This window comes from Mycolicibacterium sp. HS_4_1 (assembly GCF_054515875.1).
On sequence record NZ_CM137261.1, the window covers coordinates 5289073 to 5311705 of the forward strand.

The following is a 22633-nucleotide window of genomic DNA, read 5'->3' on the forward strand; positions in this document are numbered from 1 at the left end:
GGCCTCCCTTGCCCAAGTCGTTGCGATTCGCGCACGCGCTCATCGGGAAACCCGCGGCACCTTGAGGCCGGACGCGGCGATCATCTCGCGCATGACCTCGTTGACCCCGCCACCGAAGGTGATGACCAAGTTGCGCTTGGCAATGGTGTCCAGCCACTGCAGCACCTTGGCGGTATGCGCGTCGGCCGGGTTACCGAACCGTCCGACCACTTCTTCGGCCAGCCGGTTGACTTCCTGAATGCGCTCGGTGGAAAAGACTTTCGTCGCCGCCGCGTCGGCGACGGCGATGTTCTCGCCCGACGAGGCGACCTGCCAGTTGAGCAGCTCGTTGAGCCGCCAGATCGACTTGATCTGCCCCAGCAGCCGCTTGGCCTCCGGGTTGTCCAGCGGGACAACACCATCGGAGCCCGCCTCGGACGCCCACGCGTGCACCTGCTCGTAGATGCCGGCCACTCGGCCCGCCGGCCCCAAGCCGACACGCTCGTGGTTGAGCTGCGTGGTGATCAGCTTCCAGCCGCCATTCTCCTCACCGACCAGCATGTCGGCGGGCACGCGCACGTCGTTGTAGTACGTCGTATTGGTGTGGTGGGCACCGTCGGACAGGATGATCGGGGTCCAGGAGTAGCCCGGGTCCTTGGTGTCGACGATCAGGATCGAGATGCCCTTGTGCTTCGCGGCGGTCGGATCGGTGCGGCAGGCCAGCCACACGTAGTCGGCGTCATGCGCACCGGTGGTCCACATCTTCTGACCGTTGACGATGTACTCGTCGCCGTGCCGCACCGCGGTGGTCCGCAGTGACGCCAGGTCGGTGCCGGCCTCGGGCTCGGAGTAGCCGATGGCGAAATGCACTTCACCGGCGAGGATTCCGGGCAGGAACTTCTTCTTCTGTTCCTCGGTACCCAGCAGCTGAAGGGTGGGTCCCACGGTCTGCAGGGTCACCATCGGCAGCGGGATGTCGGCGCGGTTGGCCTCGTTGATGAAGATCTGCTGCTCGATCGGACCGAAGCCCAGACCGCCGTACTCCTTGGGCCAGCCCACACCGAGCTTGCCGTCCCTACCCATGCGCTTGATGACGGCGCGGTAGGCCTCGTTGTGCCGGTCGGTCTCCATCGCCGCCGCCTCTTCGGGCGTGATCAGCGTCGAAAAGTACTCCCGCAGTTCGGATTGCAGCGCCCGCTGTTCCGGGGTCAGTTCGATGTACATCTCAGGCTCCCACCAGATCGAGACGATGCGACGGACCGCCGAGCAACCGAGTCAGGTCCTTGATCGAGGAGTAGTAGCGGTCCATCGGGTAGGTGATGTCCATGCCCATACCGCCGTGCAGGTGATGGCACAGCCGCATGGCCGGCGGCGCCTGCGACGTCAGCCAGTAGCCCAGGATCGCCAGGTCCTCGGACGCGTCGAGCCCTTCGGCGAGCCGCCACACCACGGAGGTGGACACCAGACCGATTGTCCGCGAGGCGATGTAGACCTCGGACAGCTGCGCTGCCACGGTCTGGAAGGTGGACAGCGGACGGTTGAACTGCTCGCGGGTCGCGGTGTAGTCGGCGGTCAGTCGCAGCGCGCCGGCCACCAGACCGGCACCGAAGGCACCGATCATGGCCAGCGCCAACTCGTTCACGCGAGCCACGGTGGCACCGGCCAGCACGTCGTCATCGGCCACCGCGACGTCGGCGAAGGTGACGACGTATTCGTCCGACCCGTTGGCGGTCGGGGTCTTCTCGACCGTCACACCGGCAGCCTTGGGCGATACGACGACCACACCGCTGTCGGTCGTGACCAGCAGCCACTGCGCCGCCTCGGCATACGGCACACCGATTTTGGTGCCGTTGAGCTTGCCGCCGGCGTAGCTGGTCGACGGCTTCTCGGGCAGCTGGTTGCCGGTCTCGTTGAGAGCGGCGGAGAGCACCGCGCCCGCCGCGACACCCGCCAGGTACCGGTCCTGCTGCGCGTCGGTGGCCAGGTCGACCAGCGGAACCAGAGCGAGCCCGATGGTGGCCAGCGCCGGTCCGGTGGTGCCGCGCCGGCCGATCTCGGTCAGCGCGGTGGCCGCTTCCAGCAGTCCCAGCCCGTCACCGCCCAGCCGGTCCGGTACCGCAAGCGCCACGACGCCACCGGAAACCAGTGCGTCCCAAGTATTTTCCCGCTCCAGCACGGACGTCACCACATCGGCGACAGCCTGCTGCTCTGGGCTCGGTGTGAAGTCCACCCGAATCCTCCTTGATTCGTGTTACCGGGGTACTCGCTCAGTTGCCGTCAGTGCTGAACGGGGCACTTGCCCGTGTAGTCGACCTGCCAGTGCTTGATGCCGTTGAGCCAGCCCGACATCAGCCGCTCGGGCTCGCCGATCGAGGTCAGGTCCGGCATGTGATCGGCGATCGCGTTGAACATCAGGTTGATGGTCATGCGCGCCAGGTTGGCGCCGATGCAGTAGTGCGCACCGGTGCCACCGAAACCGACATGCTGGTTGGGCGTCCGCATGATGTTGAAGGTGTGCGGGTCCTCGAACACCTCGTCGTCGAAGTTGGCCGAGCGGTAGGACATGACGACCCGCTCACCCTTCTTGATCTGCACGCCGCCGAGTTCCACGTCCTCGAGCGCTGTGCGCTGGAACGCGGAAACCGGTGTGGCCCAACGGACGATCTCGTCCGCGGCGCTCTCCGGACGTTCCTTCTTGTACAGCTCCCACTGTTCGGGGTTCTGCGAGAAGGCGATCATGCCGTGGGTGATCGAATTACGGGTGGTCTCGTTACCGGCCACCGCGAGCATGACCACGAAGAAGCCGAACTCGTCATCGGACAGCTTCTCGCCGTCGATGTCGGCCTGCACCAGCTGGGTGACGATGTCTTCGGTCGGGTTCTTGGAGCGCTCGGCGGCCATGCCCATCGCGTAGGCGATCAGCTCGAACGACGATGCGGCCGGGTCGATGTGCGCGTACTCCGGGTCTTCACCTGCCGTCATCTCGTTGGACCAGTTGAACAGCTTGTCGCGGTCTTCCTGGGGCACCCCGAGCAGCCCGGCGATGGCCTGCAGCGGCAGCTCACACGAGACCTGCTCGACGAAGTCGCCGGTGCCGGAAGCGGCCGCGGTCTCGGCGATCTTCTGGGCGCGCTCGCTCAGCTCGGCCTGCAGCCGGCCGATGGCACGCGGGGTGAAGCCGCGCGAGATGATCTTGCGCAGCCGGGTGTGCTGCGGGGCGTCCATGTTGAGCAGCACCGCGCGCTGCACGTCGACGGCGTCGCGGGTCATGGCCTGCGGCCACACCGGAATGGCGCCGTCGGGTGCGCTGCCGAAGATGTCGTTGCGCTTCGAGACCTCTTTGACGTCCTCGTGGCGGGTGACGATCCAGTACCCCTTGTCCCCGAAGCCACCGGTGCCACCGGGTACGTCCACCCAGTGCACCGGCTCGGACTTACGCAGTGCGGCGAGCTCCTCGACGGGCAGGCCTTGGAGGTTCAGGTTCGCGTCCAGCAAATCGAAGTCGGACGGGATCGGGCAGGGCATGGTGTCTCCTCGGGGAATCCAACGCCTCAGAACCAGGTTCCGAGACAAATCCTTCTAGTTCAGCGTTGCGACCATTGAAACACGCCTTCACCGCAGATAAAAGGCATGTCCCGATCGTTGCTTGTCAGAGTAATGAAACGTGTTCTAGCCTGAGCCCATGGGTAATCCTGTCATCGTTGAAGCCACTCGCAGCCCCATCGGCAAGCGAGGTGGCTGGCTGTCCGGCCTGCACGCGACCGAACTTCTGGGCGCCACGCAGAAAGCTCTCGTCGAGAAGGCCGGCCTGGACGCCGGCGAGATCGAGCAGCTCATCGGGGGCTGCGTGACGCAGTACGGCGAGCAGGGCAACAACGTCACCCGGCAGTCGTGGTTGGTCGCCGGATTGCCCGAGCATGTCGGCGCCACCACCGTCGACTGCCAGTGCGGCAGCGCCCAGCAGGCCAACCACCTGATCGCCGGCCTGATCGCCACGGGCGCCATCGACATCGGCATCGCCTGCGGCGTCGAGGCCATGAGCCGGGTGCCCCTGGGCGCCAACGGCGGTGGTGCCCGCGCCGCGTCGTGGAACATCGACCTGCCCAACCAGTTCGAGGCCGCCGAGCGCATTGCGGGCCGCCGGGGTATCACCCGCGCCGACATCGATGCGCTGGGCTTCGCCTCGCAGGCCAAGGCCAAGCAGGCCTGGGCCGAGGGGCGCTTCGACCGTGAAATCTCGCCCATCGAGGCGCCGGTCATCGACGAGAACAAGCAGCCGACCGCTGAGCTGAACCTGGTCAGCCGTGACCAGGGCCTGCGCGACACCACCCTGGAAGGCCTGGCCGCGCTGAAGCCGGTGATCGAGGGCGGCATCCACACCGCCGGCACTTCGTCGCAGATTTCCGACGGTGCCGCCGCGGTGCTGTGGATGGACGAAGACAAGGCCAAGGCTCTCGGCTTCAAACCGCGTGCGCGGATCATCGCGCAGGCCAACGTCGGCGCCGAGACCCACTACCACCTGGACGGCCCCGTGCAGTCCACCGCCAAGGTGCTCGAGAAGGCGCGGATGTCGATGGCCGACATCGACCTGGTCGAGATCAACGAGGCGTTCGCGTCGGTTGTGCTCTCCTGGGCGCAGGTGCACAAGGCCGACATGGATAAGGTCAACGTCAACGGCGGCGCCATCGCGCTGGGCCACCCGGTCGGTTCCACCGGCTCGCGGCTCATCACGACCGCGCTGCACGAGCTGGAACGGACCGGCAAGTCGACCGCGCTGATCACGATGTGCGCCGGCGGCGCGTTGTCCACCGGCACCATCATCGAGCGGATCTAGGAGCGGGGTCGCAAATATGGCCGAAGGGCAGCTGAACGCCAAGCAGATCAAGGCACTCAACTCGAAGGCGATGCTCGTCGGCTTCAAGTGGATGTCACGGATCAACACCTGGGCGTTCCGCGCCACCGACGGCCGGATCGGCGCCAAGTGGCGGCTCGGCTCCAAGCCGGTCGCCACCCCGCCTCCGGTCGGCATCCTGACGACCATCGGACGCAAGTCGGGCGAGCCCCGCGACAGCCCACTGCTGTACCTGCGCGAAGACGACCGCATCGTCGTCGTCGCCTCGCAGGGCGGCCGCAGCACCCACCCGATGTGGTACCTCAACCTGGTCGCCAACCCGCAGGTGAAGTTCCAGGTTCGCGGCGAGACGCTGCAGTTGACCGCGCGTGAAGCCACCGACGCCGAACGCGACGAGTACTGGCCGAAGCTGGACGCCATGTATCCCGACTTCGTCGACTACCGCTCGTACACCGACCGGAAGATTCCGATCATTTTCCTCGATCCGGCCTGATCACAGCCCGAAAAGCTCCCCTGGAACGCGTGCCAGGGGAGCTTTTTTGTGCCCGACGAGGCAGATTCATGGGTGTGTACGACATTTGTGCTGGGGGAGCTGAACGGAATCAGCGGCCGCACCCGGGTCGTTGTCGTTGGTATGCCAACCGGAGTCGTGCTTGACCCCGACCGTAGTTCCGCCAACCACGTCGCTGCCGCGATCGACCAGGCCCGCCGCGCCTACAACGCCGGCGTGCGCCAGCTGTGGATAGCCCAACAATTCGACCACGACGCCATCTCACTGGCCGGGTACATCGGTGCCGCAGTGCCAGGCCTTGCCGTCGGCACCTTCGTCGTACCCATCAACCCACGGCACCCGCTGACTCTCGCCTCCCAAGCGCTGACCACTCAAGCCGCCACCGGCGGGAACTTCAGCCTCGGCCTGGGCTTGGGGGCGCACGCTCCCGAGCAGGTGGCTTTCGGGACCGCGTGGCCGAACACCATCGGCCGGCTCCGCGAACACCTGCAGGTGCTCCGGTCGATCTTGGACACCGGCACCGTCGACTTCCACGGCGAAGAATTCACCGCCGCGCCGCAATTTCCGGTGACGGTCGCCGGCGGCACTCCCCTGCCGGTCTACGTCGCGGCCATGGGGCCCAAGGCATTACGCGTGACGGGGGAATTGGCAGACGGCACGCTGCCCTATCTCGCCGGGCCGCGCACCATCGAGGAATTCATCGTGCCGACCATCACCGCAGCCGCCACCACGGCCGGCAGGCGTGCACCTAAAGTGATTGCCGCGGTACCCGTACTGGTGACCGACGACGTCGACGAGGGCCGGACCCGCGCCACCGAAGCCCTCGGGTTCTACGCCACCATCCCGTCGTACGCGCGGGTGATCGAACGCGAAGGCGTGGACTCCGTCATCGACCTCGCGGCGGTCGGCACCACGGCGCAGCTGACCGCACAACTGCGCCGCTACCTCGCGGCAGGTGCGACGGACATTGTGCTCAGCCCTCTCGTACGCACGGGCATCGCAGCGCTGGAACCGATCTGGGAGGTTGCCGCGGCGTTGTAGGCGCGGCAAAGAAGCGCCCCCGCAACGTCATTCGTTGCGGGGGCGCTTTTACGATCCTGCTGTTACGAACCGTAGACCGGAACTGCGGGCCGTGCCTTGGCAAGCAGATCGGCAACGACGGGGCCCAGCTCGGCCGGATCCCACTTGGCGCCCTTGTCGATCTCGGGGCCGTGTGCCCAGCCCTCGGCGATGCGGATCTTGCCGCCCTCGAGCTCGAAGACCTTGCCGGTGACATCGCGCGACTCGACGCTGCCCAGCCACACCACCAGCGGCGAGATGTTCTCCGCGGCCATGACATCGAAGGCCTGGTCCTGCGTTGCCATCATGTCCGCGAAGACGGTTTCGGTCATGCGGGTACGCGCCGACGGCGCAATGGCATTGGCCGTGACGCCGTAGCGGCCCATCTCGGCCGCGGCGACCAGGGTCAGCGCGGCGATGCCGGCCTTGGAAGCGCTGTAGGTGGCCTGGCCGACGCTGCCCTGCAGGCCGGCGCCGGAGCTCGTGTTGATGATGCGCCCATCCACGGTTTCGCCAGCCTTGGACTTGGCCCGCCAGTACGCGGCCGCGTGCTTCATGGTGGCGAAGTGGCCCTTGAGGTGGACCGCGGTGACAGCGTCGAATTCCTCTTCGGTGGCGTTGGCGAACATGCGGTCGCGCACGATGCCGGCATTGTTGACCAGCACGTCGAGCGTCCCGTAAGTGTCGACGGCCTGCTGGATCAAGGCCGCGGCCTGTTCCCAGTCGGCGACGTTCGAGCCGTTGGCCACGGCCTCGCCACCGGCCGCGACGATCTCGTCGACCACGTTCTGCGCGGCGCTACCGCCGCCGGCGGGCGAACCGTCCAGACCGACGCCGATGTCGTTGACCACGACGCGGGCACCTTCGGCGGCGAACGCGAGCGCGTGCTCGCGCCCGATTCCGCCACCGGCACCCGTCACGATGACCACGCGGCCGTCGAGCAATCCCATTTGCTATCTCCCTTTACTTGTTGGCGCTTGACGCTTCGAGATACTGCGGCGGCTCGCCGCCACCATGCACTTCGAGGGACGCACCGCTGACGTACGACGCGGCCTCGGAGGCCAAGAATGCTGCGGCCCAACCGATGTCGGCCGGCTTGGCCAACCGCTTGAGCGGCACCGTCGCGGCGACCGCGGCGACCGACTCGGCGTCACCGTAGAACAGTTCGGACTGCTCGGTCTCGACCATGCCGACGACGATCGAGTTGACCCGGACCTTGGGCGACCATTCGACCGCGAGCGTCGTGGTCAGGCTGTCGACGCCGGCCTTGGCGGCGCCGTAGGCGCCGGTGCCCGGGGTCGGGCGGTGCGCGCTGACGCTGGAGATGTTGACGATCACCCCGCCGGAGTCCTGCTGCTGCATCACGGCGTTGGCGTGGGTCGAAACCAGCAGCGGCGCAATGAGGTTCAGTTCGATGATCTTGGTGCTGAACTTGGCCGATGCATCGGCGGCCAGCGCGAACGGCGAGCCACCGGCGTTGTTGACCACGACGTCCAGCCGGCCGTGCTTGGCGACGATGGCGTCGATCATGGTCTTGACCGCGGCGTCGTCACGGACGTCGCAGGCGTGGAACTCGTAGGGCAGCCCCTCGACCTCGCGCCGTGCGCAGGTGATGACGGTGGCGCCCTGCTCGGCGAACACCGCACTGATGCCGGCGCCGACGCCGCGCACACCGCCGGTGACCAGCACCACGCGACCGGTCAGTTGCAGATTGATTCCAGCAGTCACTGTGCTAGCGTACCAAGCAAGTGCTTGCTTAGGTACCCGTCCCCCAGGAAGTGACTGATGACCATCACCACCAAGACAGTCGAACCGGGCATCGTCTCGGTCACCGTGAACTACCCGCCGGTCAATGCCATCCCGTCGGCAGGTTGGTTCGAGTTGGCCGACCAGATCACCGCCGCCGGGCGCGACAAGAGCACCCACGTGGTGATCCTTCGTGCCGAGGGACGTGGCTTCAACGCCGGGGTCGACATCAAGGAAATGCAGAACACCGAGGGCTTCGGCGCGCTGATCGACGCCAACCGCGGCTGCTACGAGGCGTTCCGCGCGGTGTACGAATGCCAGGTCCCCGTCATCGCGGCGGTCAACGGCTTCTGCGTCGGTGGCGGCATCGGCCTGGTCGGCAATGCCGACGTCATCGTCGCCTCTGACGACGCGAAGTTCGGCCTGCCCGAGGTCGAGCGCGGCGCCCTGGGCGCGGCCACCCACCTGTCCCGCCTGGTCCCGCAGCACATGATGCGCCGGATGTTCTTCACCGCCGCCACCGTGCCCGCCTCGACATTGCAGCACTTCGGTTCGGTGCACGAGGTCGTCCCGCGCGAAGAGCTCGACGAGGCCGCGCTGCGTGTCGCCCGCGACATCGCCAGCAAGGACACCCGCGTCATCCGCGCCGCCAAGGAGGCGCTGAACTTCATCGACGTGCAGCCCGTCAACGCGCGCTATCGCATGGAGCAGGGCTTCACCTTCGAACTGAACCTGTCCGGCGTGTCCGACGAGCACCGCGACGAGTTCGCGGGTACCCAGAAGGGAGCTGCGAAATAATGGCAGACAAGACAACAACTCTCGAAGCCGCCGTCGCTGAGATCGAAAGCGGCATGACCATCGGCATCGGCGGCTGGGGCTCCCGGCGCAAGCCGATGGCATTCATCCGTGCGCTCCTTCGCACTGATGTCACCGACCTGACCGTCGTCACCTACGGCGGTCCGGACCTCGGATTGCTCTGTGCCGCAGGCAAGGTCAAGCGCGCCTACTACGGCTTCGTGTCACTGGACTCGCCGCCGTTCTACGACCCGTGGTTCGCCAAGGCCCGTACCTCCGGTGCCATCGAGGCGCGCGAGATGGACGAGGGCATGCTGCGCTGCGGCCTGCAGGCTGCCGCGGGGCGGCTTCCGTTCCTGCCCATCCGCGCCGGCCTCGGCAGCGACGTCCGCACCTTCTGGGGCGACGAGCTCAAGACCGTCACGTCGCCGTACCCGACCGGCGACGGCTACGAGGAGCTCATCGCCATGCCGGCGCTGAACCTCGACGCCGCATTCGTGCACATGAACCTGGGTGACGTGTTGGGCAATGCCGCCTACACCGGCATCGACCCGTACTTCGACGACCTGTTCCTGATGTCGGCCAAGCGCCGGCACCTGTCGGTCGAGAAGATCGTCTCCACCGAAGAACTGGTGAAGTCGGTTGTGCCGCAGCAGCAGATCATCAACCGAATGATGGTCGACACCGTGGTCGAGGCTCCGAACGGCGCCCACTTCACCACCAACGAGCCGGACTACCGGCGCGACGAGAAGTTCCAGCGCCACTACGCCGAAGCCGCCGGCTCGGAGGAGACGTGGGCCGAGTTCGTCAAGACCTACCTGTCCGGAACCGAGGCCGACTACCAGGCCGCGGTCCGTAAGTTTGCCGAGGAGGCAGCCAAGTGAGTGACGCAACCCGCGCCGAGATTTGTGCCGTCGCCTGTGCCGAATTGTTCCGTGACGCAGGCGAAATCATGGCCAGCCCCATGACGACCGTCGTGCAGATCGGTGCCCGCCTGGCCCGGCTCACCTTCTCTCCCGACATCGTGATCACCGACGGTGAGGCCCGCATGCTGGCCGATACCCCGGCGATCGGCGCTCCGTTCGCCGTCGAGGGCTGGATGCCGTTCAACCGCGTCTTCGAGACCCTGGCCTGGGGCCGTCGCCATGTGGTCATGGGCGCCAACCAGATCGACCGCTACGGCAACCAGAACCTGTCGGCCTTCGGCCCGATCCAGCACCCGACGCGCCAGATGTTCGGTGTCCGCGGCGCGCCCGGCAACAGCATCAACCACGCCACCAGCTACTTCGTGGGCAACCACACCAAGCGGGTGTTCGCCGAGTCTGTCGACATCGTCTCCGGAATCGGCTGGGACAAGGTTGATCCGGCCAACCCGGCATACCGTTTCCTGAACGTCTACCAGGTCGTCTCCAACCTGGGTGTGTTCGACTTCAACGGCCCCGAGCACCAGATGCGCGCGGTGTCGCTGCACCCGGGTGTGACGGCCGAAGAGGTCGCCGACAACACCTCGTTCGAGCTGCACGGCCTGGACGCCGCCGGTGAGACCCGCCTGCCGACCGCCGACGAACTCCAGCTGCTGCGCGAGGTCATCGACCCGAAGTCACTGCGGGACAAAGAGGTTAAGGCCTAGGCATGTCCAAGCTCAAGACGCCGCTGACCGAGCTGGTCGGCATCGAATACCCGGTCGTGCAGACCGGTATGGGCTGGGTGGCCGGCGCACGACTGGTCGCGGCCACCTCCAACGCCGGCGGGCTCGGCATCCTGGCGTCGGCGACGATGACGCTGGAAGAGCTGCAGACCGCCGTCACCAAGGTCAAGGCGACCACCGACAAGCCGTTCGGCATCAACATGCGTGCCGACGCCGGCGATGCGGACGCCCGCTGCGACCTCCTGATCCGCGAAGGAGTCAAAGTCGCCTCCTTCGCCCTGGCTCCCAAGCCCGAGCTGATCGCCAAGCTGAAAGATGCCGGGGTCGTGGTGATCCCGTCGGTCGGCCTGGCTAAGCACGCCAAGAAGGTGGCGAGCTGGGGCGCCGACGCGGTGATCGTGCAGGGCGGCGAGGGCGGTGGCCACACCGGCCCGATCGCCACCACGCTGCTGCTGCCGTCGGTGCTCGACGCGGTCGCCGGCACCGGCATGCCGGTGATCGCCGCGGGTGGTTTCTTCGACGGCCGTGGCCTGGCCGCCGCGCTGTCCTACGGCGCTGCCGGCGTCGCGATGGGCACACGGTTTCTGCTGACCTCGGACTCGACGGTGCCCGATGCCGTCAAGCAGCGCTACCTGGGAGCCACGTTGGACGGCACCGTGGTGTCGACCCGCGTCGACGGCATGCCGCACCGGGTGCTGCGCACCGGGCTGGTGGAGAAGCTCGAAAGCGGTTCCCCGGTGCGCGGTTTCGTCGCCGCTGTCGGAAATGCCCAGAAGTTCAAGAAGATGTCGGGCATGACGTGGCGGTCCATGGTCAAGGACGGCCTGGCCATGCGCCACGGCAAGGACCTGACCTGGTCGCAGGTCGTCATGGCGGCCAACACCCCGATGCTGCTGAAAGCCGGTCTGGTGGAAGGCAACACCGAAGCGGGTGTGCTGGCGTCAGGCCAGGTGGCCGGCATCATCGACAGTCTGCCGTCGTGCGCCGAGTTGGTGCCACGGATCGCCGACGAGGCCATCGCGCACCTGCAGGCAGCCACCAGCTACATCGTCTAGCTCCTGCTAGCTGCTGCGCGAGTAGTGGCGGAACCCCCTAGATCCCCAGGGTCTAGGGGGTTTTCACATTCCCCGCAGGCCGGAGGCGAGCCGAGCGCGGCGGCGCCTGATAGGCGCTGCCGATCACCTGCTCGGAATTTCCACTTTGACGGCGGAGCCCAGCGAGCACGTGCTGGCACTCTGCGTGATAGCACTGCTGTTTCCCACCGAGCTCTTCATGACGCACCACCAAACCGCTTGTGCTCCTGACCGATCGCGGTGTCGACACCATCATCGGCGTCACCGCCGCCATCGCGGTGTCGATGCTGTCGTCGGGCAGCCGCGAGTAGAGACCGGGACACCAGTTCTGTTGGCGCCCGCCTAGTTGGTCGACGGTGTGGGTGGTGGTTGGAAGGGTTGGTACCACCACCATTGGGCGCGTTCCCCGGTTGGCCCGGGGCACGGCGGCACATCAGGTCGCGCTGTGGTGGGTGGTCGCGCGAGTGATCCACCGCTGAGCTGTCGACCCGCGGCGTCGGTGACGACCAGTCGGTCGGCGGGTCCGGTGATGGTGATGCCGCCCCTGTGATGCAGGCGGTGGTGATACGGGCACACCAACACCAGATTGTGCAGCTCGGTGACCCCGCCGTCCTCCCAGTGGATGACGTGATGCGCGTGCAATCCTCGGGTGGCCCCGCACCCCGGTACGCGGCAGCAGCGATCGCGGTGCTCCAACGCCCGGCGCAACCGGCGGCTGATGGTGCGGGTCGTCCGCCCGGCGCCGACCGGCTGACCGTGCCGCTCCAGCCACACCTCACAGGTCGCATCACACAGCAGCAGTTGTCGTTCCTCATCGGTGAGCACCGAACCCAAATGCAACGCGGCACTGTCATGGTCGAGATCCACATGCACTACGACGGTGGTGTGCTGACCATGCGGACGGCGCGCCACATCGCTGTCCCAACCAGCCTCGACCAGGCTCATGAACGCGTCCACACCGTTCGGGAACGGCGGCACCTGCTCGCTGGGCTCGACGCCTTCGTGGTCGCGCTTCCAGTCCGCCACCAACGCATCCTGATACGAGGCCAGCGCCGCGTCGACCTTCGCGGCCTCCAGCTTCGGCAAGCGAATCTTGTAGGTCGTGGACCCGTCATCGTGCGTGGTCTTGCTGATCGACCGCGGCGGCTCGGGCCGCGGCCCAGGCTCGGGGTCCGGCCGCGGCTCCAGACTCACCGCTTTACGCAGCTGGGTAACCGTGGCGCTTTCCGCGAACTGCGCATAGTGCTCATCAGAACCCTCGGCGGCGCGTTCGGCCACGACACCGACCTGGTCCAGCGACAACCGACCCTCACACATCGCCTCGGCGCAGCGCGGGAACTCCTCGATCCGGTGCGCCACCGCCACCATGACCTCCGCATGACGCGGCGACACACCGGTTTTCCACGCCACCAGCGACGTGATCGAGCGCGCCCCGGTGGCACCCCACAACCCGTCCCGGTCGATCTCGGCCACGATTTCCACCAGTCGGCCATCGATCGCGTTGCGCTGACCGGTCAACTCCCCGATCTCGGCGAAGAACACCTCGAGACGCTCACACGGCGACACCGGAGCATCCAAAGATGTTGCAGCGGTGGACATAACACCATCAAAACAGAAGGGTCCGACAATTTTTCGACGCTGAGGATGCGGCCGGCGCGAGACCGGGACGATATCGACGTTTGGCCCTCGATGCCGGCTCGCTGCTCCGCGCTCCGGTCGGTCATGGGACGGTCTACTCGGCGAACGACGCCTGAGTCCAAGGGCAATTTCCGTGCGCCTGATAAGCAATGCCTATCAACCGTGGTCGAATAGTCCATGCTGTTTCGTCAGCTCGAATACTTCGTGGCGCTCGCCCGCGAGAAGCACTTCGCGCGCGCGGCTGCGGCCTGTTACGTCTCGCAGCCGGCGCTGTCCGAGGCGATCCGCAAGCTCGAGAACGAGCTCAAGGTTCCGCTGGTGCGGAGGGGACAGAACTATGAGGGTCTGACGCCCGAAGGTGAACGGTTGGTGTTGTGGGCTCGCCGGATTCTGGCCGATCATGACGCGCTCATCCACGAGGTCGCCGCACTGCAGACGGGCCTCACCGGCGAGCTGCGGCTCGGCGTCATCCCAGCCGCGTCCGGCACCGTGGCGCTGCTGACCGATCCGTTCTGCCTCGAACATCCTTTGGTACGAGTGCAATTGGAGAGCAGCCTGCGTTCGGCGGGCATCGTCGAGCGGATCCGCCGGTTCGAACTCGACGCGGGAATCATCTACCCCGACGGCGTCGATACCACGGGCTTGACGGTCACGCCGCTGTACGAGGAGCGGCAGGTCCTCATCGTCGGCACCGAATTGCTTGCCAGCCAGGCGAATCCGATCACCTGGGACGACGCGCTGGAACTTCCGTTGTGCCTGTTGAACACGGGGATGCGCGGGCGGCAGCTGCTCGACGACGCGCTGGCCGCGCACGGTCTGACCGCGACACCGCGGCTCGAAGCCGACTCGGTGGTGTCCCTGCTGGCCCACGTCAGCGGTGGCCGCTGGGCGAGCATCATCCCGCAGACCTGGCTGAACTCGTTGCGCCCGCCGGACGGGGTGCGGGTGGCGCCGCTGGAAGACCCTCAGGTGACGGCGACGGTCGCGCTGGTCACCGGCGCTGCCGAACCAGGCTCGGTGCTGGCGCGCGCGTTGGTTGCGACCGCGCACCGCACGCCGATCAGCCCCGACTAGCGATACCAGTCGGGCAGTTCGACGGGACGCAGATCGGTGGCGTCACCCGGCCGGGTCAGGGTCAGCACAGCCCGCACGATCTCGGGGCGCGCCGCCAATTCGTCGGCGATGGTGTTGAGCCGCGCGGCGACGTTCGATTCGGCCGCGTCGCCGACGAGGTCGACGGCCGCGACGAGATAGATCCGGTTCGCGCCAACCCATTCCATGTGCAGATAGCTGACCCGTTCGATGTCCTCGTGGTCGAGCAGCGCCAGCAGCACATTGTTGCGTGCGAGCGGGGTGACGCTCTCCCCCGTCAGGAAATCCATGTTGCGCCCGATGAGGAACAGCGCGACGGCACCGAGCAGGAGGCCGACCAGGATCGAGCCGATGGCGTCCCAGACCGCGTTCCCAGTGAGTTCGTGCGCCAGGATGCCGCATGTGGCGATCACGATGCCGATGAGGGCCGAGAGGTCCTCGGCGAAGACCGCGCGGAGCATGGGGTTCGAAGTGACGCGGATATAGCGCAGCGGATGGATCCGCCGCTCCAGCGCGCCAGACTTGGTCTGCGACAACGCCTGCAGAAACGACGACCCTTCCAGGACGAAGGAAACTGCGAGCACCGCGTAGGCCCAGCCATAGGACGTGGCTTCGGCATCACTGTTCAGCGATTGGATGCCGTGCCAGATCGACACCACGGCACCGACGGTGAACAACCCGAAGGCCGCAAACATCGACCAGATGTAGCCGGCCCTGCCGTAGCCCAGTCGATGTTGGGCATCTGCGGGCTTGTCCGATTGGCGGGTACCGATCAGCAGAAACACCTCGTTGCCGGCGTCCGCCCAGGAATGCGCGGACTCGGCGAGCATCGAGGCGCTGCCGGTGACCACAGCGGCCAGAGTCTTGGCCACCGCGATGAGGGCGTTGGCACTGAGCGCGACGACGACTGTCAGGAAGCTCTCGTCGCCCGAACCACTCATCCCGCCAACACTAGGGCCCGCCAGTACCTGTCGCCGGGCTGCGCCATGCGGTCCGGTCCCGGTGCCGCGGGCTGCGGCTCCCGGGTCACCGACCTGGGTAGTTCCGCTACCGACCAGGCCCCATGTCGCCCCCACCAGGAGGGGCGGGGACGACCGGCACCGGATTGGGGATCGTCACGGAGGACGGCGGCACCGTAACCGTGACGGTGCTGGTGCTGGCCCGCGTCGAAGGCGTCGTCGGCGGTGTCGACGGACCTACCGGAACGCCCGGGATGATCTCCGTCGAGGTCACCGTCGTCGAGGTGGAGCTGACGGTGGACGTCGGCGGTGGCGGCGATTCGCTCGAACAGGCACTGGCACCGAGGGCAGCTGCGGCCACGGCCAAGACGACGATGGACTTCGACATGATTGCCGAATGCCCGGTGGTTCGAACCAGTAAACCCGGCAAGCCAAAAACCGCCCCTCTCCCAGCGGGAAAGGGGCAGTTTCTTGTCTGCGTGATGTCAGAGGCGCTCGATGATGGTGACGTTGGCGGTGCCGCCGCCCTCACACATTGTCTGCAGGCCGTAGCGACCGCCCGTACGCTCCAACTCGTTGAGCATGGTGGCGAACAGCTTGGCGCCGGTGGCACCGAGCGGGTGGCCCAGCGCGATGCCGCCACCGTTCGGGTTCACCTTCGACAGGTCGGCCTTCAGGTCCTTGGCCCAGGCCAGGACAACCGGCGCGAACGCTTCGTTGATCTCGATGACGTCGATGTCGTCGATGCTCAGCCCGGTCTTCTCGAGCGCGTACTTGGTCGCCGGGATGGGGCCGGTCAGCATCTTCACCGGGTCGTCGCCGCGGCAGCTGATGTGGTGGATGCGGGCGCGTGGCTTGAGGCCATGCGTCTTGACCGCGGCCTCCGAGGCGAGCAGCGTCGCTGACGCAGCATCCGAGATCTGGCTCGCCAGGGCAGCGGTCAGCCGGCCACCCTCGACCAGCGGCTTCAGCGAGGCCAGCTTCTCCATGGTGCTCTCGCGCGGACCCTCGTCGACCTTGAAGTCACCCACGGGGATGATCTCGTTGTCGAAGCGGCCCTCACGGATCGCGGTGAAGGCGCGCTGGTGGCTATTGAAAGCGAACTCTTCCATCTCCTCGCGGGAGATGTCCCACTGTTCGGCGATCATCTCGGCGCCGCGGAACTGCGAAATCTCCTGGTCGCCATAGCGTTCCACCCAGCGCTTCGACTCGTTGGTCGGCGAGGTGAAGCCGAACTGCTCGCCGACGATCATGGCCGAGCTGATCGGAATCTGGCTCATGTTCTGGATACCGGCAGCCAGGATCAGGTCCGCGGTGCCGGACATGATCGCCTGCGCACCAAAGGAAATGGCCTGCTGTGAGGAACCACACTGCCGGTCGACGGTGGTGCCGGGGACGGCCTCGTCGTATCCGGCGGCCAGCCAGGTCAGACGGCCGATGTTGCCGGCCTGCCCACCGATGGCGTCGACGCAACCGACGATGACATCGTCGAACGCGGCGGGGTCGATGTCGTTGCGGGCGAAGATTCCGCGGTACGCCTCCACACCGAGGTCGATCGGGTGGTAGCCGGCGAGGGCGCCACCCTTCTTGCCGGCGGCGGTGCGCACGGCATCGATGACGTACGCCTCAGATGCGGCCATTTCTCATCTCCTTTTTCTCAGAAATCTATTTGTTCGCAATGCTTTTGGCGGGATCGGCGATGCCCCCGAGCACAATGGCCAGGTACTGCTCACCGACCTCGCGCGCAGTCAACGGCCCGCCCGGCTGATACCAACGAACAGATACCCAGGTGGTGTCGCGGATGAATCGGTAGACCAGATCGAAGTCCAGGTCGGGGCGGAAGGCTCCTTGCGCCACACCCTCGTTGAGGATGTCGACCCACATCTTGCGCTGCTCGCGATTGCGCTCATCGACGAAATCGAACTGCGGCAGCGAACCCAGCCGTTTCGCCTCGTCCTGGTAGATGACAACCTGGGCATGCCGGTGCTCGATGGCGTCGAAGGAGGCCATGAACAGACCCTTGAGCCGTTCCATCGGATCGGACTCGGTGTCGATGATCTGCCGGTACTTTTCGAACAGCCAGTCGAGGAAATCACGCATGATCTCCTCCACCATTTGTTCCTTCGATTTGAAGTGGTGGTAGAGACTTCCGGAGAGGATTCCCGCGGAGTCTGCGATGTCGCGGACTGTGGTTGCCTTCAGCCCGCGCTCAGCGAACATCGCCGCGGCGAGCTCCAGAAGCTCGTCGCGCCTGCTCGCGGGTTGGCCGGGCGATTCGGGCGCCATCGTCACAGCATAGCAACCAAGCGCTTGTTAGGTCGACGGTGGAGTGGTGACTGTCACCACTGGCTCTTTCTCGTCGAACGTGAGCTTGTGTGCGAAGAATTGCAGATTTTTCGCACACAAGCTCACGTTCGGCTGGGTAACAGTGGCCACTTAGGCTGGTGAGGTGGGGCGGGCGGCCGCCTCATCGCCAAACCGGAGGGGTACGGCGGGCGTTCCCGCAGCCCGACGTGAGCTGCCGTTCCTCCGCCCCGTTGACTGTGCGTTTCCGCAGACCACCACTCGAAAGAAATCAGCCACAGCGCACAGTCAATCCAGGGCCACCATTGACTGAATCGCCCCGAGTTTGATGCACACCTTCTTTCGAGGGAAGGTTGTCCGCATCATGCCGAAGAAGTACGACGAGGAGTTCAAGGCCCGGGCGGTGCGGCTGGTCACTGACCATGCCGAGGAGTACGAAACCCGCACGGCCTGCATCACCGCGGTCGCCAAGCGGTTGGGGGTGTCCTACGAATCGCTGCGCCGGTGGGTCAACCAGGCCGAGGTCGATACCGGGGTCCGCGATGGTGTCCCGTCCGATACCGCACGGGAGTTGCGGGAACTCAAACGTAAGAACCGTGAGCTTGAGGAAACCATCGAAATCCTCAAGGCGGCAACAAGTTTCTTCGCGCGGGAGAGCGACCCGCGACACCGCTGATTTGCGGGTTCATCGCCGAGCATCGCGCTCGGTTCGGGGTCGCTCCGATCTGCCGCGTGCTGTCCGAGCATGGCTGCCAGATCGCCCCGAGAACCTTCTACGCCTGGCTGGCCCGACCGCCGTCGGCGCGGGCCTTGTGGGACACCGTCATCACCGAGGTGTTGGCCGGCTACTACGAACCTGACGAGGCGGGCCGACGCAAGCCCGAGTCGTTGTATGGCGCGGTGAAGATGTGGGCGCACCTACAGCGCCAGGGCATCCCGGTGGCCCGCTGCACCGTCGAGCGCCTGATGAAGGCCAACGGCTGGCAGGGTGTGCGCCGGCGCAAGAAGGTCCGCACCACCATCGCCGATCCGGCGGCCGACCGCGCTCCGGATCTGGTGGACCGCCAATTCCGGGTGCCGGCCCCTAACATGCTGCTGGTGGCCGACTTCACTTATGTCCGGCTGGCCGGCGGGGTGTTCGTCTACACCGCGTTCGCCATCGACGCCTACGCCGGACGGATCGTTGGCTGGACCTGCTCAGCGAGCAAGGAAGACCGGTTCGTACGCCGGGCGATCCAGCACGCCGCCGAGCTACGGCGCCGTGAGGGTAACCCATTGACGGGCAATACAATTCACCATTCAGATGCGGGGTCGCAGTACACCTCGGTGCGGTTCGGGGAGACCTTGTCGCTATCGGGATTGGTGCCGTCGATCGGAACGGTCGGGGACGCCTTCGACAACGCCCTGGCCGAGACCACCATCGGCTTGTACAAGACCGAGGCCGTCCGCGACGACTCACCGCTGCGGCGTGGCCCCCTGCACCGCCTGACCGACGTCGAACTGCTCACCGCCGACTGGGTGCACTGGTACAACACCCATCGGCTCATGCACCGACTGGGCCGCATCCCACCGATCGAGTACGAGCAGATCTACTACGCTACGAAGACAGCCCAATCCGAGGCTGCACACCCATAACCAGGTGTGCACCAAACTCGGGGCGATTCAGACTGTGCGTCTTCGCAGACCGCCACTCGCAAGAAATCAGCCACAGCGCACAGTCAATCCACGGTCAGGACTGTGCGCCCACCCATCACCTTCGACTGCCCACTAGTCGCGGTAGGTCCAGTACTGATCGCAGTAATCGGGCAGTTCGGTTCCCACCGGCCTGTCGGCGTGCGATCGGGACAGGTTGAACTCGTACCACGGGTCGTCATGCGAGTGGTCGGATCGCACGCAGGCGCGGACGCGCTCGGGCAACCGGTGCAGCGCCGGATCGATGTCCGACGACAGCCGGGACAGGTACTCGGCATCGAGTTGGCCGGTCCGCTCGAAGCGGTCAATGCTGCGATCGGCGACGAGGCGCTCGGGATTGAGTGCCGCCAGCCCCAGCAGCGCCACGACCCCGGCCGTCAGCACCGCATGCGGCAACCAGCGCCCCGACATTCGCACCCCAGCCACCGCGACCAGGAGAAATACCGCACCCAACCAGAGTTCGATGGTGATAACCATCAACCGGTCGGTGCTGAATCCGTAGGCCTCCTGGTACAGCCACATCCGATGGATCGCCGAAATAACCACGACAACCGAAGTGGCACAGAGGATTCCGGCCAGTATCCGCAGCGCGCGACGGTCGCCGGCAGTGACACGACCCGCCACCCGGATCACCCCGCTCAGCACCAACAGCGTCAGCGCCGAGACCCACAACAACTGCCAGAAACCCTGCCGGGCGTACTCGGCGTAGGTCAGCCCCTCGGTTTCCAGGACACGGGTGTGACCGCCGAACAACACCGCGGCCTGCACCGCGACGAACGCGATGAACAGTGCGTCGAGCACGCCGAGCGGCACGGCCCACTCCCAGCGCGGCACGGGCTTCATCGGCTTGGGCGCGAGGACATCCAGCCGCGGCGCGAACCGGGTCAGGTAGGCACCGCCGAGGACGAACGCTGCCACCATGCCGAAGACCACGATGCGGGCGACGACATCGACACCGTCGAAGCGCGGCATCAGCTTCCCCACCAGATGCGCGAAGGCCGCGTCCGCGGAGGCGAACAACGCGCCGAACACCAGCGTCAGCGCCACGGTGAGACCAACGACGGCGGCAACGCGAACCGGGTTGGCGATACCTACCCGACCCGACAATCCGCGCCGCGTCCAACCGAGCACGCGGGCCGGCAGCGCCCACGCCAGAAACGGCCCGGTCACGACCGTGGTCCAGGTGCGCCCGCCGAACAGCGTGCACCACCCGACGATCCAGGCCGCCATGATGCACAGCACGCCCAGCCAGTCGGCCGCCAGCAGCGCGGGCACCGCGAGTAGTGCCAATGTCAGTGAGATACCGGCCCATTCGATGCGCGTCGGTCGACGCTCGGCGGTGCCGAACACGACGGCGAAGACCATTGCCCCAACGACCACGTAGCCGATGCTCAGCGACGACGGCCGCCACAGCGCGGTACCGAGCAGACCGGCCAGCACCGCGAGCACTACGACCCAATACGGCGCTGCCGCCAGCGGGCTGACGGGCCACACCCGCCGCGGCAACATCGTCCAACCGGGCTCACCGCGCCTGGGGAGTGCCGGCCCGATCAGCGGCGGGACCATCGGCGGCCCGGGATATCCCATCAGCATCGTCATGTGGACCACTTCTCTGATTCCGGGATGCTCACTCTGAAGCGGCACCCCACCTTCGTCTCCACCACGTCGATGGCACCGCCGTGCAACTCGACTGCCCAGCGGGCGATCGCCAGGCCCAGACCGGTGCCGCCGTCCGAGGTCGCGCCGCGGGTGAAACGCTCGAAGACCCGCTCGCGCTCGGCCGGTGCGATGCCCGGACCTTGGTCGGCCACCTCGAGCCACAGGCCCGTGGCATCGCGCGTCGCCCGCACCGCCACGCTGCCGCCGGCCGGGCTGTGCCGAATCGCGTTGTCCACCAGGTTGACCACAACCTGCCGCAACCGTGCCGGGTCAGCCAGAGCCGTCAGCCCGGGCGGTGATACCTCAACCACCACTGCCACGTCATCCGCGGACACCGAGAGGTGCTCAACGGCGGCCTGCAGAAACGCGTCAACGTCGAACCGGTTGATCTGCAACGGGATTACCCCACCTTCAAGGCGGGACAGGTCCAGCAGATCCGTTACCAGCTCACCGAGGCGCTCGGTCTGCGACAGCGCCAACCGCATCGTCGGCGCGTCGGGCTCGACCACACCGTCCACCACGTTCTCCAGGACCGCCTGCAATGCGGTGATGGGCGTGCGCAGTTCGTGGGACACGTTGCCGATCAGCCCACGCCGGTACTCGTCGGCGGCACCGAGATCAGCTGCCATATGATTGAATGCCGTTGCCAGCTGGCCGATTTCATCGCGCGACGTGGCACGGACCCGAATGCTGTAGTCACCCTTGGCCATAGCGCGGGCCGCAGCCGTCATCTGCCGCAGCGGGGAAGTCATGCCGTGCGCCATGAACTGGGTGAACAGCAGCGAAGTCAGCAGTGCGGACATCAACGCGTACCGGAACTGCCAACTCGCGCCGATCCAGAAGGTGAAGGAAGCCAACAGGATTGCTCCGCCTACCAGGAGCCCCATCTTCACCTTGAAAGACGCGAACGGGTCCAGCGGCCGGGGCAGTCGGTCCCACAGTTCCCCGAGGGTGCTCATCGCGGCACCTCGAGCGCATAGCCAACCCCGTGCACTGTCCGGATCAGCTCCGCACCGAGCTTGCGGCGCAACGCCTTCACGTGGCTGTCGACCGTGCGCGTCTCGGCTCCCGGCCCCCAGCCCCAGACGTGCTCCAGCAGTGTCTCTCGGGCCACCGCGGCGCGGGGCCGTCCGGCAAGGAAGGCCAGCAGGTCGAATTCGATTCGGGTGAGGTGGATTTCGACGTCGCCCTGGTGCACGCGACGTTCGGCGAGATCGACGCGGTACTCGCCCACCGACAGCGGCTGATCTGAGGCCGCCCGCTCCACGCGACGCAACAACACCCGCACCCGCGCCACCAACTCGCGCATGCTGAACGGTTTGGTCAGGTAGTCGTCGGCGCCGATCCCCAGGCCGATCAGCATGTCGGTCTCGTCGGTGCGCGCGGTCAACATGAGCACCGGCACCGGACGCTCCGCCTGGATGCGGCGGCACACCTCCAGCCCGTCGAAGCCCGGCAGCATGACGTCCAGCACCACCACGTCGGGCTGCGTCGCAGCCGCTGCCGCCACTGCCGAAGGCCCGTCGACAGCCGTCTCCACTTGGAACGATTCGGCTCGCAGCCGCGTCGCCACCGAGGACAGGATGGTCGGCTCGTCGTCGACCACCAAGATTCGCTTCACATTTT

General features: G+C 66.5%; 22 protein-coding genes. 9 read left to right on the forward strand and 13 right to left on the reverse strand.

Annotation, left to right across the window (positions count from 1 at the left end; translation table 11 throughout):
- Positions 1–39: 39 nt before the first annotated feature.
- From fadE29 to ACX12F_RS25655, 3 genes are read right to left on the reverse strand one after another with little or no spacing between them, the layout of a single operon-like run.
- Complete coding sequence (fadE29, locus tag ACX12F_RS25645) at positions 40–1203, reverse strand: acyl-CoA dehydrogenase FadE29 (RefSeq protein WP_459367076.1); 1164 nt, start codon at positions 1201–1203, stop codon at positions 40–42.
- 1 nt (position 1204) lies between these two features.
- The gene (locus ACX12F_RS25650) at positions 1205–2209 is read right to left on the reverse strand and encodes an acyl-CoA dehydrogenase family protein (RefSeq protein WP_459367077.1); all 1005 of its coding nucleotides are present in this window, start codon (positions 2207–2209) and stop codon (positions 1205–1207) included.
- Positions 2210–2256: 47 nt separating this feature from the next.
- Positions 2257–3504 carry a cytochrome P450 gene (locus ACX12F_RS25655; RefSeq protein WP_459367078.1) on the reverse strand — a complete coding sequence of 416 codons (1248 nt, stop codon included), beginning with the start codon at positions 3502–3504 and terminating at the stop codon, positions 2257–2259.
- A gap of 157 nt (positions 3505–3661) precedes the next feature.
- Here ACX12F_RS25655 and ACX12F_RS25660 point away from each other — a divergent pair, with 157 nt between their 5' ends.
- The 3 genes from ACX12F_RS25660 to ACX12F_RS25670 all read left to right on the forward strand — a co-directional run bounded on the left by ACX12F_RS25660 (position 3662) and on the right by ACX12F_RS25670 (position 6383).
- On the forward strand, positions 3662–4813 hold the full coding sequence (locus ACX12F_RS25660; RefSeq protein WP_459367079.1) for a steroid 3-ketoacyl-CoA thiolase: 1152 nt from the start codon (positions 3662–3664) through the stop codon (positions 4811–4813).
- Positions 4814–4829: 16 nt separating this feature from the next.
- Complete coding sequence (locus ACX12F_RS25665; RefSeq protein ID WP_459367080.1) at positions 4830–5324, forward strand: nitroreductase family deazaflavin-dependent oxidoreductase; 495 nt, start codon at positions 4830–4832, stop codon at positions 5322–5324.
- 141 nt (positions 5325–5465) lie between these two features.
- The gene (locus ACX12F_RS25670; RefSeq protein ID WP_459370507.1) at positions 5466–6383 is read left to right on the forward strand and encodes an LLM class F420-dependent oxidoreductase; all 918 of its coding nucleotides are present in this window, start codon (positions 5466–5468) and stop codon (positions 6381–6383) included.
- A 62-nt stretch (positions 6384–6445) separates the two neighbouring features.
- Here the strand turns inward: ACX12F_RS25670 and ACX12F_RS25675 are convergent, their stop codons facing one another.
- Positions 6446–7351 carry an SDR family oxidoreductase gene (locus ACX12F_RS25675; protein ID WP_459367081.1) on the reverse strand — a complete coding sequence of 302 codons (906 nt, stop codon included), beginning with the start codon at positions 7349–7351 and terminating at the stop codon, positions 6446–6448.
- 13 nt (positions 7352–7364) lie between these two features.
- Positions 7365–8129 (reverse strand): SDR family oxidoreductase, encoded by a 765-nt coding sequence (locus tag ACX12F_RS25680; RefSeq protein ID WP_459367082.1) that lies wholly within the window; start codon positions 8127–8129, stop codon positions 7365–7367.
- 57 nt (positions 8130–8186) lie between these two features.
- Between ACX12F_RS25680 and echA20 the strand changes: the two genes are divergently transcribed.
- From echA20 to ipdC, 4 genes are read left to right on the forward strand one after another with little or no spacing between them, the layout of a single operon-like run.
- Positions 8187–8945, forward strand: a complete 759-nt coding sequence (gene echA20 / locus ACX12F_RS25685) for a (7aS)-7a-methyl-1,5-dioxo-2,3,5,6,7,7a-hexahydro-1H-indene-carboxyl-CoA hydrolase (protein ID WP_459367083.1) — start codon at positions 8187–8189, stop codon at positions 8943–8945.
- A complete protein-coding gene (ipdA, locus tag ACX12F_RS25690; RefSeq protein ID WP_459367084.1) occupies positions 8945–9826 on the forward strand; it encodes a cholesterol ring-cleaving hydrolase subunit IpdA in 882 nt (293 codons plus the stop codon). Before echA20 ends, ipdA begins: the two co-directional genes overlap by 1 nt.
- Positions 9823–10572: a cholesterol ring-cleaving hydrolase subunit IpdB gene (ipdB, locus tag ACX12F_RS25695; RefSeq protein ID WP_459367085.1), complete on the forward strand. Its 750-nt coding sequence runs from the start codon at positions 9823–9825 to the stop codon at positions 10570–10572. Before ipdA ends, ipdB begins: the two co-directional genes overlap by 4 nt.
- Positions 10573–10574: 2 nt before the next feature.
- On the forward strand, positions 10575–11645 hold the full coding sequence (gene ipdC / locus ACX12F_RS25700) for a (3aS,4S,5R,7aS)-5-hydroxy-7a-methyl-1-oxo-octahydro-1H-indene-4-carboxyl-CoA dehydrogenase (RefSeq protein WP_459367086.1): 1071 nt from the start codon (positions 10575–10577) through the stop codon (positions 11643–11645).
- Between the two features lie 360 nt (positions 11646–12005).
- Here the strand turns inward: ipdC and ACX12F_RS25705 are convergent, their stop codons facing one another.
- Positions 12006–13262: an HNH endonuclease signature motif containing protein gene (locus tag ACX12F_RS25705; protein ID WP_459367087.1), complete on the reverse strand. Its 1257-nt coding sequence runs from the start codon at positions 13260–13262 to the stop codon at positions 12006–12008.
- 216 nt (positions 13263–13478) lie between these two features.
- On the opposite strand from ACX12F_RS25705, the gene ACX12F_RS25710 reads away from it, so the two are divergent.
- Positions 13479–14375 (forward strand): LysR family transcriptional regulator, encoded by an 897-nt coding sequence (locus ACX12F_RS25710; RefSeq protein ID WP_459367088.1) that lies wholly within the window; start codon positions 13479–13481, stop codon positions 14373–14375.
- Here ACX12F_RS25710 and ACX12F_RS25715 read toward each other — a convergent pair.
- From ACX12F_RS25715 to kstR2, 4 genes are all read right to left on the reverse strand, one after another.
- On the reverse strand, positions 14372–15334 hold the full coding sequence (locus ACX12F_RS25715; protein ID WP_459367089.1) for a cation diffusion facilitator family transporter: 963 nt from the start codon (positions 15332–15334) through the stop codon (positions 14372–14374). The genes ACX12F_RS25710 and ACX12F_RS25715 overlap by 4 nt on opposite strands.
- A gap of 106 nt (positions 15335–15440) precedes the next feature.
- Positions 15441–15740 carry a hypothetical protein gene (locus ACX12F_RS25720; protein WP_459367090.1) on the reverse strand — a complete coding sequence of 100 codons (300 nt, stop codon included), beginning with the start codon at positions 15738–15740 and terminating at the stop codon, positions 15441–15443.
- Positions 15741–15837: 97 nt separating this feature from the next.
- Positions 15838–16992, reverse strand: coding sequence for a steroid 3-ketoacyl-CoA thiolase FadA6 (gene fadA6 / locus ACX12F_RS25725; protein WP_459367091.1), 1155 nt, complete (start codon positions 16990–16992; stop codon positions 15838–15840).
- Positions 16993–17017: 25 nt separating this feature from the next.
- Positions 17018–17638 (reverse strand): TetR family transcriptional regulator KstR2, encoded by a 621-nt coding sequence (gene kstR2 / locus ACX12F_RS25730; RefSeq protein WP_459367092.1) that lies wholly within the window; start codon positions 17636–17638, stop codon positions 17018–17020.
- Between the two features lie 382 nt (positions 17639–18020).
- Between kstR2 and ACX12F_RS25735 the strand changes: the two genes are divergently transcribed.
- A protein-coding gene (locus ACX12F_RS25735) for an IS3 family transposase (protein WP_459367093.1) occupies positions 18021–19291 on the forward strand; the annotation gives its coding sequence in 2 pieces (ribosomal slippage) (positions 18021–18294 and positions 18294–19291; 1272 coding nt in all).
- Positions 19292–19423: 132 nt separating this feature from the next.
- Here ACX12F_RS25735 and ACX12F_RS25740 read toward each other — a convergent pair.
- Genes ACX12F_RS25740 through ACX12F_RS25750 form a run of 3 tightly spaced genes read right to left on the reverse strand, consistent with a single transcriptional unit; the run spans position 19424 to position 22628 of the window.
- Entirely contained in the window at positions 19424–20947 is a 1524-nt protein-coding gene (locus ACX12F_RS25740) for a DUF4153 domain-containing protein (protein WP_459367094.1), read from the reverse strand.
- Positions 20944–21966 (reverse strand): HAMP domain-containing sensor histidine kinase, encoded by a 1023-nt coding sequence (locus ACX12F_RS25745; protein WP_459367095.1) that lies wholly within the window; start codon positions 21964–21966, stop codon positions 20944–20946. Before ACX12F_RS25745 ends, ACX12F_RS25740 begins: the two co-directional genes overlap by 4 nt.
- Entirely contained in the window at positions 21963–22628 is a 666-nt protein-coding gene (locus ACX12F_RS25750; protein WP_459367096.1) for a response regulator transcription factor, read from the reverse strand. Before ACX12F_RS25750 ends, ACX12F_RS25745 begins: the two co-directional genes overlap by 4 nt.
- Between the last annotated feature and the right edge of the window lie 5 nt (positions 22629–22633).